13 protein-coding genes are annotated in these 15,465 nt (G+C 52.2%); 5 read left to right on the plus strand and 8 right to left on the minus strand.

Translation table 11 applies throughout. The features are described 5' to 3' along the window. Positions 1 to 143 precede the first annotated feature (143 nt). Positions 144 to 1,160 (minus strand): helix-turn-helix transcriptional regulator, encoded by a 1,017-nt coding sequence (locus IE090_RS01530; RefSeq protein ID WP_189386577.1) that lies wholly within the window; start codon positions 1,158 to 1,160, stop codon positions 144 to 146. Positions 1,161 to 1,393: 233 nt separating this feature from the next. Between IE090_RS01530 and IE090_RS01535 the strand changes: the two genes are divergently transcribed. From IE090_RS01535 to IE090_RS01545, 3 genes are all read left to right on the plus strand, one after another. Beyond that, the gene (locus IE090_RS01535; protein WP_189386578.1) at positions 1,394 to 2,395 is read left to right on the plus strand and encodes an efflux RND transporter periplasmic adaptor subunit; all 1,002 of its coding nucleotides are present in this window, start codon (positions 1,394 to 1,396) and stop codon (positions 2,393 to 2,395) included. Positions 2,396 to 2,402: 7 nt separating this feature from the next. Beyond that, positions 2,403 to 5,447 carry an efflux RND transporter permease subunit gene (locus IE090_RS01540; RefSeq protein WP_189386579.1) on the plus strand — a complete coding sequence of 1,015 codons (3,045 nt, stop codon included), beginning with the start codon at positions 2,403 to 2,405 and terminating at the stop codon, positions 5,445 to 5,447. Positions 5,448 to 5,627: 180 nt separating this feature from the next. Continuing rightward, positions 5,628 to 6,350, plus strand: a complete 723-nt coding sequence (locus IE090_RS01545; protein ID WP_308428474.1) for a MarC family protein — start codon at positions 5,628 to 5,630, stop codon at positions 6,348 to 6,350. Positions 6,351 to 6,398: 48 nt separating this feature from the next. Here IE090_RS01545 and IE090_RS01550 read toward each other — a convergent pair whose 3' ends face one another. Continuing rightward, positions 6,399 to 7,298 carry a DMT family transporter gene (locus IE090_RS01550; protein WP_189386581.1) on the minus strand — a complete coding sequence of 300 codons (900 nt, stop codon included), beginning with the start codon at positions 7,296 to 7,298 and terminating at the stop codon, positions 6,399 to 6,401. A gap of 130 nt (positions 7,299 to 7,428) precedes the next feature. Between IE090_RS01550 and IE090_RS01555 the strand changes: the two genes are divergently transcribed. Further along, positions 7,429 to 8,367, plus strand: coding sequence for a LysR family transcriptional regulator (locus IE090_RS01555; protein ID WP_189386582.1), 939 nt, complete (start codon positions 7,429 to 7,431; stop codon positions 8,365 to 8,367). Positions 8,368 to 8,795: 428 nt separating this feature from the next. Here the strand turns inward: IE090_RS01555 and IE090_RS01560 are convergent, their stop codons facing one another. The 4 genes from IE090_RS01560 to IE090_RS17800 all read right to left on the minus strand — a co-directional run bounded on the left by IE090_RS01560 (position 8,796) and on the right by IE090_RS17800 (position 11,360). Then, on the minus strand, positions 8,796 to 9,485 hold the full coding sequence (locus tag IE090_RS01560) for a DUF2711 family protein (protein ID WP_189386583.1): 690 nt from the start codon (positions 9,483 to 9,485) through the stop codon (positions 8,796 to 8,798). A gap of 553 nt (positions 9,486 to 10,038) precedes the next feature. Next, positions 10,039 to 10,506, minus strand: a complete 468-nt coding sequence (locus tag IE090_RS18045) for a GNAT family N-acetyltransferase (RefSeq protein ID WP_189386584.1) — start codon at positions 10,504 to 10,506, stop codon at positions 10,039 to 10,041. A gap of 15 nt (positions 10,507 to 10,521) precedes the next feature. Beyond that, positions 10,522 to 11,028, minus strand: coding sequence for a GNAT family N-acetyltransferase (locus IE090_RS01570; RefSeq protein ID WP_189386585.1), 507 nt, complete (start codon positions 11,026 to 11,028; stop codon positions 10,522 to 10,524). Positions 11,029 to 11,141: 113 nt separating this feature from the next. Beyond that, positions 11,142 to 11,360 carry a DUF6500 family protein gene (locus IE090_RS17800; protein WP_229815322.1) on the minus strand — a complete coding sequence of 73 codons (219 nt, stop codon included), beginning with the start codon at positions 11,358 to 11,360 and terminating at the stop codon, positions 11,142 to 11,144. 1,079 nt (positions 11,361 to 12,439) lie between these two features. Between IE090_RS17800 and IE090_RS01575 the strand changes: the two genes are divergently transcribed. Beyond that, positions 12,440 to 14,467: an OPT family oligopeptide transporter gene (locus IE090_RS01575; RefSeq protein WP_189386586.1), complete on the plus strand. Its 2,028-nt coding sequence runs from the start codon at positions 12,440 to 12,442 to the stop codon at positions 14,465 to 14,467. A gap of 104 nt (positions 14,468 to 14,571) precedes the next feature. Here IE090_RS01575 and IE090_RS01580 read toward each other — a convergent pair whose 3' ends face one another. Together IE090_RS01580 and IE090_RS01585 are read right to left on the minus strand one after the other, a co-directional pair. Then, on the minus strand, positions 14,572 to 14,928 hold the full coding sequence (locus IE090_RS01580; protein WP_308428481.1) for a LysE family translocator: 357 nt from the start codon (positions 14,926 to 14,928) through the stop codon (positions 14,572 to 14,574). Between the two features lie 263 nt (positions 14,929 to 15,191). Next, positions 15,192 to 15,443 carry a LysE family translocator gene (locus IE090_RS01585; RefSeq protein ID WP_268247107.1) on the minus strand — a complete coding sequence of 84 codons (252 nt, stop codon included), beginning with the start codon at positions 15,441 to 15,443 and terminating at the stop codon, positions 15,192 to 15,194. Positions 15,444 to 15,465: the final 22 nt, after the last annotated feature.

The following is a 15,465-nucleotide window of genomic DNA, read 5'->3' on the forward strand; positions in this document are numbered from 1 at the left end:
AACTCCTATTGAGCACACTAAAGCGGATACGTTTAACGTATCCGCTTTTTTTGTATCTCTACGTTATGTCTTCGCTGCTGCTTAGGTGCCTGTATTGGCGAACGATTAAGAGTTTAAAAGTTGGCTATTTGAATATGGCCATGTCACTGCATTGCTGGTAGTAGTTGCTCATCTGTCACCGAGCTCTGGCTGTTTAATTCTGATTCTTCCTTTGCTTTTTCTACGGCTATAGGTGCGCTAACTGACTGGGAATGCCACCGCGACGGTGCACACCCTTTCCATTTCTTAAACGCCTTAGAAAAATTCGCCACATTGGCATAGCCCAACCGTTGCGCGATGTCGCTTACTGAGAGCTGGCCTTGATTTAGCCATTGGCAAGCGAGGCGCAAGCGCAGATCGCTCAGCAACTCCTGATAACAGCATTGGCAATCTTGTAAGCGGCGTTTGAACGTGCGCTCCGATAGCAATAAGCGCTGCGCGATGTGTTGCTGTAAAGGCGGATTGGTCAGGTTGGCTCGCAGGGCATTTAGAGTTTTTTCGACCACCACACGAGCCGGCGTCAGCGGTGCATTGGCGGCAGTGTTGGATGATGGCAGCGCCTCTGTGCCGAGCTGCATTTGCCATGGCCAAAACGGTGCGGTGTTCGACAGCGCCAGGTTGTCGCTAGCAAACTCGATGGGCAGTGGTATATAGAGGGCATACAGATGGGCGTGGGCCGGTTTGGCAAATGGCAAATGCAGCACCAGCTGATCGTGATCGCGACTGATTGGGTAGCGGCTATGGGTGTACGCCAGCAGCAGCTCCGTTAGACCACACGGATCGTTGACGGCTAAGCGCCAGTGCCATTGCACTGTTTGGGCTTGTATCTCAAAGCGCCAAAGTTGTTCTAGCGGAGAGCTGCGCGGCAGTCGTTGTGGCGTTTCTAAGCCATGTTGTAGACCCAGCAGCATGCCAAACTCCAACATTAATGCCGGGTTACCGGTCAAATCTTGTGCTTGGCGGAGCAAGGCGACTAAATCGTTCCAGTTGGGCGGTTGATGGGCGCTTCCGAGCCAGTCTTGAAGTTTCGGCAGTTGCTTATGCGGTTGGCGAATGCCATTGCGAGCCAGCACCGTCAAAGCCAGATGCAAGGTTTCTCGTGGGCAGTGAGTGGCATCCATGGTTGCGCACCTGAGTTGAGCTAGAGCTTTTACTCTAATGGCTTGCCTGACAAGATCAATGTCAGATCTGGCGAGTTTCCTCCGCTCTCCGGCATAAATAGACCTGCAAAGTCGATCACTTTCGTCGTTTTCTGTGTGCAACAGTACGTTGATGTTGACCCTCTGCCACAGCTGTGGCCAGATATGTTTTCAGTGTAAACATTTCTGTACTCCGGCTGATAAGAGGAACAACAATGAAAGCCCGGTGGATCGTTTCTGTTTTTTGTAGCTTGCTGGCAACCATGGCCATGGCGCAGCCTGCGGTGGTGGTCGAGACGCAACGCCTCGCTGCTGAATCTTATGCCCAAACCGTGCGCATCAGCGGCGTGTTGGAAAACCAGTCAGAGCAAACCCTCGCGTTTAAGGTGCCAGGTTTGGTGCGCAAAGTCCGGGTGGAAGAGGGCAGTGAGGTAAAGGCTGGGCAAGTGTTGGCGGCGTTGGACCTAGAAGAAATCGATGCTCAGGTCGACAAAGCGCAGTCGGTATTGGCCAATGCCGAGCGGCAATTAAAGCGTTTTCGCTCATTGCAGGGCAGCAATGCATTATCCATCGAGCGCTTGCAACAGGCGGAAACTCAAGTCGAAGTGGCACGTTCTGATCTAACCGTAGCGCGCTTTAATCAACGCCACGCGGTGATTCGTGCCCCTGCCGACGGTCGTGTACTTAAGCGCTTTATCGAACCCAATGAAATGGCCGCCGTGGGCGCGCCCATGTTTGCCTTTGCGGCCCATACCGATGGCTGGGTGTTATCGGCCGGCGTGACCGACCGCGATGTGGTGCGTTTGCAGCCTGGCGATGCGGCTGAACTGCAGTTTGATGCCTTTCCTGCCAAGCGCTGGCCGGCAGTGGTCAGTGAAATGGCCGGTCGTGCCGACGCATCGCACACCTATCGGGTGGCATTGCGGTTAACCACAGATTCGCCGCAATTATTAGCCGGCCTGGTGGGTCACGCTGTAATTACGCCCAAGCAAACTCAGACCGCCACACGTTTACCGCTAACGGCCATGGTGCGCGGTCATCACGGCGAGGTGGAGTTTTTTGTCGCGCAAAATCAGCAAGCGCAACTGCGGCGTTTGCCGCTGGTGGCGTTAGAGGATAACGGTGTGTGGGTGAGCGGCTTGGCAGACGATGCCGATGTGATCGTACGCGGGGCGCAATATTTACGCGATGGCGTTGCCATTCGCCAGCAGGACTGAGGCGCGTATGCAATTACCAGAACTCGCCGTGCGCAATCACCAGTTTACTTGGGTGATGTTTTTACTGTTGCTGTTATTGGGCGTGGTGTCTTTTTTCACCATGCCAAGGTCAGAAGACCCACAGTTCGATTTTTCTGCTGCCGTGATTAAGGTGGTCAACCCTGGCACCATACCCCTCGATATGGAAAAGCTGGTGGCCGATCCCATTGAGGCTGCTATTAATGAACTGGACGATTTGCGCGTCATTAAAACCAGCATTGAAGATGGTTTGGTGGTGATTCGCGTTGAGTTTTTATACGGCACCGACCCAGACGATAAATACGACGATGTGGTGGCTGCGGTGGCGCGGGTACGCGAACAACTGCCCGACAGCATTGTGGATTTAGACATAGATAAAATATCGCCGGCCGATGTCAGTATTTTGCAGCTGGCATTAACCGGTGAAAAAGCGGGTTATCGTGAACTGCAGCGTCACGCAGAAGCGTTGGAGCAGCGCTTGGAGCGGGTGGCTGGTGTCAAGCGTGTCGATATTGCCGCGCTGCCTGCCTTAGAAGTGCAAGTTCAGGCCGACCAGCGCAGCTTAAATGCGCTAGGACTGAGCGTAAATGACGTTATAAACGCCGTATCGCAAGCCGCAGGCAATGTGCCCGGTGGCCATGTGAATGCCGGCAGCCGGCGTTTTACTGTACGTACCAGCGGTGATTTTGACTCGCTGCAGCAAATTCGCGATACCCCGCTCAGTGCCCGTGATGGTCGCGTGATCTATGTTCGCGATTTAGCCACAGTGCGTTTAACCGAAGGCTTGCCCAGCTACCGTGCTCGCTTTAATGGCGAAAAAGCGGTGTTTTTATCCCTGGTGCAGCGCAAAGGTACGCAAATATTTCAAGTCATGAAATCGGTGAATACCGTCTTGGAGGATTATCAATCACGCCTGCCGCAGCATATTCAGTTGCAGCGAGTGATGGATCAAAGCGTCAGCGTTGAGCGCCAAATCAGCGGCTTTTTTGATAATTTAAATCAGGGGCTGGTATTGGTCGCCATTTTGGCGTTATTGGTGTTGGGCTGGCGACCGGCCTTAGTGGTGGTGGCGGCGATTCCACTGTCGATTTTTATTGCCATCGGTTGGGTCGACTTTAGCGGTTTTGGTTTGCAGCAAATGTCGATTGTGGGGCTGGTCATTGCGCTGGGTTTATTGGTCGATAATGCCATTGTGGTGGTTGAAAACGTGTCGCGTCATTTGCGCGATGGCGACTCTACCAGCGAAGCGGCGATTGAAGGCAGTCGCCAGGTGGCGTGGGCCGTCACCAGTGGCACCCTCACTACAGTGTTGGCGTTTTTGCCCATGCTGATGCTGCAAAATGGCTCGGGTACCTTTATGCGCGCCATGCCGGTAACGGTCACGCTGACGTTGTTCGCCTCTTTGTTGATTGCTTTGATGTTAACGCCACTGTTGGCCAGCAAGATTGCTCGTGCCTCCATGCCGGTGCCGAAGGCGCAGCAGTGGTTGGAGTGCTTTGCTGCCGGTGGCTATCAGCGCGGTTTGCAGCGTGCACTCAATAACCCAGTCAAGGTTATGTTGGTGTCTGTGGTGTTGTTGGTGGCCAGTTTGAGTTTGTTCCCTGTGATTGGTGTGAGCTTATTTCCCAAAGCGGAAAAACCCATGATTCTGGTAAATGTCGATATGCCAGAGGGCACCAGCTTTGCGGAAACTCAGCGCGTCGCCGATCAGGTGGAAGCCATCGTGCAACAACAAGACTTAGTGGTGGATATTGCGCAAAATGTTGGTCGCGGTAATCCACGCATTTATTACAACATTATGCCCACTCGGCAAACCGTTAATTTTGCTCAGCTGTTTGTCACTTTAGAAACCGGCTCACTCGATCAAGTCGAGCCTTTGGTGGTGCGCTTGCGTGAGCAACTCAATGGCATTGCCGGCGCTCATATTTTGGTGAAAGAGTTTCTGCAAGGCCCACCGATCGAAGCGCCGGTTTCCGTGCGTGTGATTGGCGAAGAGTTGGCGCAGCTGCAAAGGGTCTCGCGCGACATCGCCGATATTATGGATGCCACGTCTGGCATTATTGGTGTCGATAATCCTGTGGGTAAAGATAAGGTCGATTTGCACGTCGATATTAATCGCGATAAAGCCGCCATGCTGGGCATACCGCTGAGCGTCATAGACCAAACCGTGCGCACGGCACTGGTGGGCAGTCAAATGGGAACGTTTCGGGATGATGAAGGTGAAGAGTTTGCGTTAACCCTGCGTTTTGCCGAATTTCCGCAGCCGCAGCTGGCCACTTTTGACTCCATTTATTTGCCAGCGGCTAATGGCCAACTGGTGCCGTTAAGGCAAGTCGCTAATATTGAACTGCAAACCGGCATTGCTCGTTTTCAGCATTACAACACAGAGCGCATGGCGCGAGTCACCGCCGATGTATTGCCTGGCTACACCACAGAGGCGGTCACTAACAGTGTGATCGAACGCTTGCAGCAATACGATTGGCCAGAAGGCATGCGCTTTTCGATTGGTGGTGAGCAAGAAAACCGCAAAGAAGCCTTTGGTGGCATGGCGCAAGCTTTGTTATTGACTGTATTCGGTATTTTTGCGGTGCTGGTGCTGCAATTTCGCAGCTTTGTGCAACCGCTTATTGTGTTTGCTGCCATTCCGTTTGCGCTTATCGGTGCTTTGTTAGCGCTGTTTATCACCGGTTATACCTTCAGTTTTACCGCCTTTATCGGTTTGACCTCGCTGGTGGGAATTGTGGTCAATAACTCGATTATTTTGGTTGATTACGCCAATCAAATGCGTAACAACGGTATGGAAAAATTGGAGGCCATTGCCGCGGCGGCGCGCACGCGTTTTGTGCCGATTGTGCTCACCACCCTGACCACCGTTGGTGGTTTGTTACCGCTGACGTTGGCCGGCTCCAGTATGTGGTCGCCCATGGGCTGGGCCATTATTGGCGGCTTGCTGGTATCGACCCTGTTGACCTTAATTGTGGTGCCGGTGCTGTATCAATTATTAGGGCGAATGAATCAGGGAGTCTCTGAATAACTCGGTGCTCGTTCTGGATCGCCTCAAGGTCATGAAGCTGGCTTATCGCTCTAGCCAGCGACTCTAGCTGGCTATACACCGAGGGACGAACACCGAGGGCAAACACCGGCGCACAGAGCCAACATTCTACTGCTACATTTTTTAACGGGTGGCGCTGGTGGGGCCACTAAGCTGGCTTGCATGGCAGCGCACTCGTTAATTCAAGCGCCTGAGGACAGCGGTGAATTAAAGCATTACTATGCGCGCCCTTCACTTGAGGTAACCCGAGTTATGTTTGCAGAGTTTTTCGCCACTTATCTAAGCAGTACCGTGCGCTTTGTCTTTCTGCTGGCGCCATTCTTTGTGGTGACCATGTTTCTGGCCCTGACGCGCGGCCAGCCGGCGGTGGAGAAAAACTCCATTATTCGCCGAGCGACGTTGGCGGCCTTGGTGTTGGGGCTGGTGTTGTTCTTTGCCGGCCCGGTGTTGTTTAACGCCATTGGCATCACGCTGAACTCGTTTCGCATTGGCGCTGGTTCGTTGCTGTTTTTAACGGCAATCAGCTTGGTGAACAGCGGCACGCGTAACCATGCTACCGGCTTGCCGCAAGAGGACCGTGATGATATCGCGGTGGTGCCCATGGCGATTCCGGTGATTATTGGCCCAGCCACCATTGGTGCCATCCTAGTGTATGGCGCTGAACTTAAGTCTGTGCCGGAGGTGGCGGGCGGTGTTCTGGGCTTGGTAACGGGCCTGGCCTTGCTGGCGCTGCTGCTGTATCTCTCTGGTTACTTGGAGCGCATTTTGGGCAAGACCGGGCTTAACATTTTGTCCAAGATCAGCGGTTTGATTCTGTCTGCCATGGCGGCGGAGATCGTGCTGACGGGCATTGCCGGTTTTGTTAAGTCGGCGGGGCTGGCGTAACTGGCCAAGCCCTTGTCGCAAACCCATATCATCGTGAAGCATCGTCCGTTAGCCACTGGCGCCGTGATACTTGCTATCAGCAAGGTAATGACTCTCTGTTCTTGCCTTGCGATGGTGCTGTAGGCCAATCAGCAGCAGCGGTACCACGATCATCAAACTGCCCAGCACAAACCAGGCGTCTGGCACCTCGCCAAACCATAGCCAGCCAATCGCTACCGCCCAAATTAGACCCGTGTATTCGGCGCTGGTGACCTGATTGGCGTCTACTTGCTTGTACGCCAGTAGCACAGTGACGTTGTAACCCAGAATAAACAGTGCCGAGCCTAGGGCGCTGATCAAAATGGAGGCATCCCACTGAGCGCCCTCCCATAGCATGAGTACCGCAGTGGCTGGCAGCACCAGCAAATAAGTCAAAAACAGTTTGTGCACCGTGCTCTGCTCGCTGGGCAGTTTGCGCACCGTTAGGGCATTGATGGCTAACGCTGCTGCAGAGCCTAAGGCGGCAATGGCGCCCCAATTAAAGGCTGCTGGGCGGAGAATCACGATGATGCCAACAAAGCCAAACACCACTGCGAGCACGCTGAGCGCTGTGAGTCGCTCACGAAATACCACCACCGACAGCACCATCACCAGCACCGGCGCGGCGTAAAAAACGGCATTGGCGGTGGCCAGTGGCAATGACCCCAGCGCAATCACCATGCACAGGATGCCGCCGAGATGAATATGGGCGCGCACACAGTGCAAGCGTGCGCCTTCGAACAATTTACGACGATCGATTCGCTTCGCCAAAGGCAACAGCAACAACAGAGTTAGCGCACAGCGCAGAAAGGCAAACTGAAAAATTGGCGCATCGGGCTCCAACAGTTTGATAAACACGTCGGAAACTAGGGCCAAGGCATTGCCGATGATTAACAACAAAATGGCACTGCTGACGGTCTTGCCAGACATAGGGTTCCTCTGGGGTATGAAGGCGTACGGTTAAGCACGATTAAAGGTGGTGTTCTAAGCCGGGCAGTGTAGGCTTGAACTGTCATTGGATAAAATGATGTTTATTGATCTGGTATTAGGTTTTTAGATAATGAAACTGCCGCCGTTGAAAGCTTTGCCTGTGTTCGAGGCCGTTGCCCGTCTTAATAGCTTTTCGCTCGCAGCCCAGGAGCTGGCGGTGAGCCAAAGTGCCGTCAGTCATCAGATCAAGCAGCTAGAGACTTACTTGGGCGAGGCGCTGTTTTTGCGCAGTGGCCGCCAGCTGACGCTGACGGAGGAAGGCAAGCAATATTTAGAGGCCGTGGGTTCGGCATTGCTGCAAATAGAGCGCGCCAGCGAGCAAATGCTGGGTCGTGAGGAGTCGCGGCTGCGATTGGCGTGCTTTAGCTCCTTTGCGGTGCGTTGGTTGATTCCGCGTCTGCCAGATTTGCAGCGTGCGCTACCCCAGCTGGATCTGGCGCTGGAGATGACCATTCAAAATCCGCAGCTGTCCGATCGGGTGGCGGATTGCTTTATCACCATCGATACCTCGTCACCGGCGTTTAGCTACGAGTTGCTGTACACCGAGCGCTTGTTTCCAGTATGCAGCAGTGATTATTGGCAACGCATTTGCCGCCAACTGCAACTGGACCGCCAAGCCGGTGAGGATCGCGAAGCCCTGGCGCCCGAACAGTTGGCGGCTTTTCCTCTGCTGTCGACGCAAACCATTTTTAATCGCCAGGCCGGCGATTGGCAGGCTTGGTACAAGGTCGTCGATTTAGACGTTCCTGCGACTGCCCGCATGCAGCATTTCAGCCATATGCTGTTGGCGCTGGAGGCCGCTCGCTACCATCAGGGCATTGTGTTGACCAACGACTATATGCTCAGCACCTTGGACGATGCCGATGACTTTGTACGCATCCCGTGCCATCACCTGGTGACGGGAGACAGCTTTCACTTTGCCTGGAAAACCAGCCGCCGACGTGAGCGTGGCATTCAAGCCTTGCGGCGCTGGCTGGTAGATCAGGCCGAGGCCGACGGTCTGCGCTAAGGGCGCATCAGAAAGCCTCTCTTGGCGTGATGCTTGGTTAAAAATCGCCTTGTGTATGGGCTGGTCAAACTATAAGGCTGTATTGGGGTGAGGGCTGGTGTGGGTGTTTTGTGGGCCGGTTGTTACCAAGCCTGCAAGCCCGTATGCCCCCTTGAGGTTATTCCTCACGCTGAGCGAGAGGCTGAAACGTCCATCGAAGCAGTTTCTGCAATGCATTCGCACCAGCCGCTGGGCTCAGAGCTTAAGCTCTGACCCGGTATCAGGCTGTGGTCGCGCTGCACCGCCAAAAGCCCCTGCGGGCACAGCCATTGCCCACTCCGGCGGCCTAAAATCTAGGCGCGAGAGCGCAACGACTTACCTACAGGGCTCAGATCAATACTTGGTTTGTGCAGTTTATGGCTGATTTGGAGCCCGATAAGATACGCTTGTTATATGTCATATGCTCCCCAGTATACTTCTGTGTTTGCGGTGCAATAAAACCCCTCAAATGGGTCTAGTGACAGTATTTTTTCAACCATTTCTTTTGAAGAGCATAAAAAAGAACAGTGACTATCCCAATGTGTAGTAACCAGCAAACTATGGTCGTGAGTGAATATGCAGCCATGAGGTGGAATTTCATCTTGCTCCACTAGATCGTCAATCCAGAGCAGCTTCCTTTCTGTGCCAAACTCATCACCTACCCAAAGCCAATTATGACCAAGCTCTTTGATTGTTTTAAGAAGGCGATTTTCAAGCAACGGGGGAATATCACCTTCCTGTGGATGAATGATATGTTGTTGTTCCAGCTCAACTAGTTTTTTTGCAAACAGCTCGTTTGACAATTCTTTTTTTAAACCACCAATGCTGGTTCTCAAACCTACATCAATATCAGACAAGCTGTTTAGGCCTGAAATCTCGATGATCTCTTGCCAGCTGATGGCATCGCAGCCATTAATGATTTCATGCTTATCAGGCCACATCGACGGACAAAAACGTTCGATATCAATAGTTGTAGGTCTAAGAAACGGATGCAACAGCACATAGACGCAATCAAACTGTCCCTCATAAAAAGAGAGAATCTTTCCATCATAAGGACAAGATGCGAACTTCTCTGGTGTTGGTAATACTCTATTCGTCATGGTATGAGATATCTAAAAAAATTACGGATGTATTTTGGGGTTGCGGGTTTGGTTTGCGGGTTGTCAGGTTTGTGCATCTATCTGTGCAGCCTGTTTTGGCAGTTTCAGCAAGACATTCGCATCAGTAGCTGGGGTCAGAGCTTAAGCTCTGACCCCGTATCTGCTTTTTTCCGCCAAGCCCTAAGCTCTCCTTGAGGTTATCCCTCACGCCGGGCGGGCGAGCTTCCTGCTTTGCGCTGCGCAGGCCGTATCTCCTTCGTTGCCAATGCTGTGGTCGCCGCAACGCCAACAGCCTGCATCCCGGCAGGATGTTGGCTGAGCAGCCCCTGCGGGCACAGCCATTGCCAACTCAGGCGGCCTGCTAAGGCGCGAAAAACCTAGGCGCGAGACCGTGCTTAGAGCAGGGGTAGGTGTCTCATTTGTTTTTCGTTCCAGGTAACCACTTTCATAGATTGAGACGATTAATGCTTAGCTTAGCGGTGAGCGACGAAGGAGTGAATCCTAGGCCCGCCGCGAAGCGGTGAATTTAGGGCCGTATTGCTACAGCGTTTTGTTACAAATCCTTCGAATAAAGGTGAACATAGTCATAGTGGCTGTCAATTCCCTTATCTTCCCAGCCATGCTTTTCATAGTATTGCCTAGCCCTAATGTTCTGTGGCGTAACCCTGAGTGTTGCAGTTTGGCAATCATGTGATCGTAGAATACCTAAAACATGCTCGTGAAGATTCGAAGAATACCCTTTCCCCCGAAATTCAGGACGCAAATAAAACAAATTAACATGCCCATGACCATCTCTATAAGCGAACTCAAGTTGCCCAATCAATTCGCCTTGCAACCAAACATGCCAAAGACCGTCAGGAAATTGTTCGGCATGTTTTTGCAAAGAATTACGGTACGAATCTTCATTCCAATATTGCTTCCAGTCATCCGAATTCGGAAAGCTGGCAACATAGGAGTCTTTTCGAAACTTTGCACAACTATCTATATTACTTTCTAAGTCAATTTTCGTATATCGGAGCATATGATTTGTAACGCCCTAATCAGCCGACGAGATAGTGGTCGGCTGGATTTGATTGTTAGGGTTTAGATACTTTTCCATTGAGAAATTAACTAAGGACGCACCGTTTCTTTGTACTTCATTCTTCTTGACCACAGAGAATCCACGATGCTCGAAGAATGGCTTAGCAATGAGTGATGCTTCAACGTATAACCTCTTAATATTTCTGGATTTTGCTTCCTCAAGCAAATATTCAAACAGGGTGGATGCAACACCCTTTCCCTGAAAATCTGGATGAGTATAAGTGCAATCAATGTGACCATCTGCATCCAATTCTATAAATCCAGCAACACGATTTTCAATTACTGCCATAAACGGCTTTTTTTCGTTTAATCGCTCAGACCAGCGTTCATAATTGATAGGTGTTGGGGCCCAAGCTTCTTTTAGCTCTGGTGAATACACGGATGGATCAATTGCATGAACAGACTGATGAAATAAGTCAGCAATCTCCTTCGCCCTTTCTGATGAGTATGTTTGTATATCCATAGTAGCCCTAACGCCCGGCTTTGGGGCTGACTTGGAGCCGCGCAGCGGCGGAAAGGTCGTCCCAGCCCCGAAGGGGCGACAACAGCCGATTGTTATGTGATTTGCAGGGACGACTAAACACCAGATCTCACCATATCTCTGATTTTCACGGCTTTCTCGAAGTGATCCAGTTTATGGGTTTCAATCCACCACCGGGCCGCCTCCATCAGAACCTCTGGCTGATCGTTTTTATTTTTGAAGAATGCGTAAAACGACAGTCCGACTCCCGTTCCCTTCTGATCGATTTTTTGATTGCATACTTCTAAAATTTTCTCTCTAAGTTCTTTCCTCAAAGCTGCATTCCTATACCGTATTTATCACATAACAGTTTAATAGTGTGCGCGCCTGTTTTTCCAGCTAGAGCCATTCGAGCTATCTCTGCCAACCTATTGATTTGCAACTAGATAGTTTCCTTTCTTTCACATTCCCTCCTGGAAAACGTGCTTGCCTACTATCCACGCCTCGAAGTTCTGGTGCTCAAAAGCTAACTCACTGATTTTTCTGACGTTCAAACTACCACTCTGGGAAAAAACGGGCAAGCCGACGGTTAATGTGCGTCAGTATTTGTCGCTTTTAAACACAAATAAGACATCGTTTTTATTTTCTGAGCGCGGTTTTGCGCCAAGGTTTTCCGCGCCTTAGCAGGCCGCCTGAGTGGGCAATGGCTGTGCCCGCAGGGGCTGCTCAGCCAACATCCTGCCGGGATGCAGGCCAGTGGCTTTGCGGTGACCATGGTCAGATACGGGGTCAGAGCTTAAGCTCTGACCTCAGCTACTGATGCGAATGCCCAGCAGAAGCTACCTCGATGAATGCTTGCCGTCGCTCGCTCGGTTTGAGGGATAACCTCAAGGGGGCACAGTGCTTAGCGGAAAAAGCAGATACGGGTCAGAGCTTAAGCTCTGACCTCAGCTGCTGATGCGAATGCCCAGCAGAAGCTGCTTCGATGGACGCATGCCGTTGCTCGCTCGGCTTGAGGGATAACCTCAAGGGGGCACAGTGCTTAGCGGAAAAAGCAGATACGGGTCAGAGCTTAAGCTCTGACCCCAGCTACTGATGCGAATGCCCAGCAGAAGCTGCCTCGATGAATACTTGCCGTCGCTCGCTCGGCGTGAGGGATAACCTCAAGGAGGGCATAGGGCTAGCGGTGCAAATACAGCAGTCTTGATAAAAAGTGCTTGAGATCGTCGCATCGGCTGCCTTGCTCGAACTCAGGCGAAGGTATTGCACGGCGGCTGTAAGTGTTTAATATCTAAGGACTTTTATATATTTCTCAGGGTTGATGCAAAGCACCCGCTTGGCTGCGTTTCAATAGACATGCCAGCTAAAGCGGCCACCAGGGCGGGTGTATTGAACAACGACTAAGGACTATGTCATGGCAAATCATTCGGCGCCGTTGGTGCCAGCCGAAAAACAGTTGCATGAGCTCACCCTAAAAGCTCTGTTATTAGGTGCATTTCTTTCCATGCTGTTGGCGGCGGCCAACGCTTATATCGGCTTGCTGGTGGGGTTAACTGTCTCTGCTTCTATTCCGGCGGCGGCGGTTTCCATGGGAATACTGCGGTTATTCCCGCGCTCTAATATTCTTGAAAATAATATGGTGCAAACCGCTGCATCGGCGGGTGAGTCGCTGGTGGCGGGTATCATTTTCACCGTGCCGGCATTGGTGTTGATGGGCGCTTGGTCAGAATACTCTTATTGGCCGTTGGTCAGTGTCGCGGTGTTGGGGGGTGTAATGGGGGTGGCGTTTACCATTCCATTGCGCCGTGCATTGATTGTTGAGGCCAAACTGAAGTTTCCTGAAGGGGTGGCCACGGCGGAAGTATTAAAAACCGGTGGCATCGAAACTAAGCCAGAAGCAACCGCAGACAATAACGACGCGGGCAGCCAGGGCTTTAAAAAATTATTACTGGCGGCTGGGCTCGGGGCAGTTTTTAAGGCGTTAGAGTCGGGTTTTGGCGTGATTGCTGGCGGTGTTGCCAATGTGTCGGCCTGGTTATCTGGACGTTTTTTGTTTATGGGCGACATTGCCTTGTCTCCCGCCTTGGTGGGCGTTGGTTACATTGTTGGGCTCAATGTCGCTTTTTTGGTGTTCTTGGGCGGTGTTATTGGCACCTTGATCGGAGTGCCTTTGAATTGGCTGTTGAACGGTGATGCATTGCTTCAAACGGTGGGTATTTCTTCTGATTTGGCCGCGTCCGACTACAGCTTAGAGCAGTGGCAGGCGATCGCGTCACAGACTTGGTCTGACAACCGGCGCATTGGCGTTGGGGCGATGATCATCGGCGGTATTTGGTCGCTGATTGCGCTGTTAAAACCCCTGATGGCGGGTATTAAAGCCAGTTTTGCTGCCTATAAAGCATTCGGCTCCAGTGAAGGCAAGGTGCTGCGCACGGAATTGGATACACCGATTCCCTATGTGTTGGCGGTGGCCTTGGTGAGCACCATTCCGTTATTTTTGGTGTTTTATACCGGGTTGGCCGAATACCCAGACCGGCTGGGTATTTCGCTGTTTATGACGGCGCTTATGTTGGTATTTGGCTTTGTTTTTGCCTCCGTGGCGGGCTACATGGCAGGGTTGGTCGGCTCTTCCAACAACCCGATTTCGGGCGTCACCATTGCCACCGTTATTATTTCATCGTTGATTTTATTGCAGCTTATGGGCGGTGACGGCATTGCTGGACGCTTAGGCCCAGTGGCGGTGATTTATCTGGCGGCTTTAATTTGCTCTGCCGCAGCCATTGCCGGCGACAATATGCAGGATTTGAAATGCGGCCATATTCTTGGAGCAACGCCCTGGCGTCAGCAGCTGTTTCAAGTCGTTGGCGTGGTCGCGGCGGCCTTTGTGATTCCTTTGGTGCTGCAGGTGTTGGATGCAGGCTATGGCATTGGTCGCCCAAGCCCGGTGGGTACGTCGGAGTCCTTTTTATCCGCGCCGCAGGCTGGGCTGATGAAAGACTTATCGACGGGCATATTTGGCGCTGGCATTGAGTGGCAGTTTATTTATATGGGCTTTGCTTTAGCCGTAGTTTTGATTGTGCTGGATAAAATTCAAGAGCGGCGAGGGTCGTCGTTCCGCTTTCCAGTACTGGCGGTTGCCGTCGGCATTTATTTGCCCTTGGGTCTGTCGGTGCCGATTTTTATTGGTGGACTGTTGGCGCACTATGTACACAAACGCAGCGCGCAGGCATCAGCCGCCGTGCAGAAGCGTCGCCAAAACTCAGGCTTACTGGTGGCTTCTGGTTTAATCACGGGTGAGGCATTGATGGGCGTATTGATTGCGGTGATCGCCGCCTTTGTGATGCCGCTGCCAACACCGTTGGCCATCGCGCCTTATGCTGGGTTGGCGGCCATGGCGTTTGTGATTGCTTATCAGTATCGCCAAACGATGAAAACTCAATAGCCGCTGGTGGATCACAGCCACTGCCTGGCTGTGACCTAAATAGCTTGCTCTGGGGCGAGTCGTGCGGGTATGCAATTGCTCAAACTGGAGTGTCTTATCGAGCACTAACTTAAAATAACGCCAGCCGCCAAAGCTAAAAATACCGCTGACACACCGTATTCACCCATGGCGCGTTGGCTTGAGGTTGGAGCGAGTTGGCGTTGCAGGCGGCTTGCGCCAACGACGATTACGGCATCCGTGAGTGACATAATGACATTGGCCAGCGTGCCGATTAAAAATAACATCGCTACCGGGTGCTCGCTGCTGGTTGGTAAGAACTGAGGAATAAACGCCAAATAGAATAATGAGCTTTTGGGGTTTAATACTTCCACCGTGACGCTTTCACGAAAGGAGGCGGCGTGTATCTCAGCGCTATCAGACGGCGGCGGCTTAACGTGCAGCCAGTACAGCTGGCGTGGCAGGGAAACTCTGAGTAATTCGGTGCCCGCTCTGGGTCGCCAGAGGGCTCAGAATCACGAAGCCGGTTTGCCGCTATAGCCGGCTACAGCAAAAATCGGCGACACAGAGTTGGAGCTCTCTGGCGATCCCCGCAGGGCGCGGGCGGCAGGCGTCCATAACATCGTTGTCGATGTTGAAAAGGGTTGGCCATTTCCTGCCATCGTCGCCTTGTTCTGAAAGCCTGCTGCACTCGCGCAGAGCTGTGCAGAGTTATTCAGAGTTTCCCTTAATAAATAAAATACCCAGCACCGGCGTAGCGCAAATACTTAAACAGCTCGGGTTGCGTCAGTAAAAAGCTTGCCGCGCCACTGGCGGCAATGACGACATGCAGCTGCGAGCCGCAAAAAATGCCTGCCACTGTGCGCAGGCCCGCAGCTCGGCCTTCTTTAAGTGTGCGCGAGACGGTGTACAGCATGGCAGGCCCTGGCACCAAGGAAAAAACCAGGCAGGAGAGAATAAATAACCAAGCGCTGTCCATGGGGCGTCTCGAATAGCAAGAA

The organism is Bacterioplanes sanyensis, from assembly GCF_014652515.1.
In the GTDB taxonomy this organism is placed as follows: Bacteria; Pseudomonadota; Gammaproteobacteria; order Pseudomonadales; family Oceanobacteraceae; genus Bacterioplanes; species Bacterioplanes sanyensis.

Excerpts from the sequence above, each read along its gene's own strand:
- IE090_RS01530 (WP_189386577.1), bottom strand. The coding sequence starts at position 1,160 with ATGGATGCCACTCACTGCCCACGAGAAACCTTGCATCTGGCTTTGACG.
- IE090_RS01535 (WP_189386578.1), top strand. The coding sequence starts at position 1,394 with ATGAAAGCCCGGTGGATCGTTTCTGTTTTTTGTAGCTTGCTGGCAACC.
- IE090_RS01540 (WP_189386579.1), top strand. The coding sequence starts at position 2,403 with ATGCAATTACCAGAACTCGCCGTGCGCAATCACCAGTTTACTTGGGTG.
- IE090_RS01545 (WP_308428474.1), top strand. The coding sequence starts at position 5,628 with ATGGCAGCGCACTCGTTAATTCAAGCGCCTGAGGACAGCGGTGAATTA.
- IE090_RS01550 (WP_189386581.1), bottom strand. The coding sequence starts at position 7,298 with ATGTCTGGCAAGACCGTCAGCAGTGCCATTTTGTTGTTAATCATCGGC.
- IE090_RS01555 (WP_189386582.1), top strand. The coding sequence starts at position 7,429 with ATGAAACTGCCGCCGTTGAAAGCTTTGCCTGTGTTCGAGGCCGTTGCC.
- IE090_RS01560 (WP_189386583.1), bottom strand. The coding sequence starts at position 9,485 with ATGACGAATAGAGTATTACCAACACCAGAGAAGTTCGCATCTTGTCCT.
- IE090_RS18045 (WP_189386584.1), bottom strand. The coding sequence starts at position 10,506 with ATGCTCCGATATACGAAAATTGACTTAGAAAGTAATATAGATAGTTGT.
- IE090_RS01570 (WP_189386585.1), bottom strand. The coding sequence starts at position 11,028 with ATGGATATACAAACATACTCATCAGAAAGGGCGAAGGAGATTGCTGAC.
- IE090_RS01575 (WP_189386586.1), top strand. The coding sequence starts at position 12,440 with ATGGCAAATCATTCGGCGCCGTTGGTGCCAGCCGAAAAACAGTTGCAT.
- IE090_RS01585 (WP_268247107.1), bottom strand. The coding sequence starts at position 15,443 with ATGGACAGCGCTTGGTTATTTATTCTCTCCTGCCTGGTTTTTTCCTTG.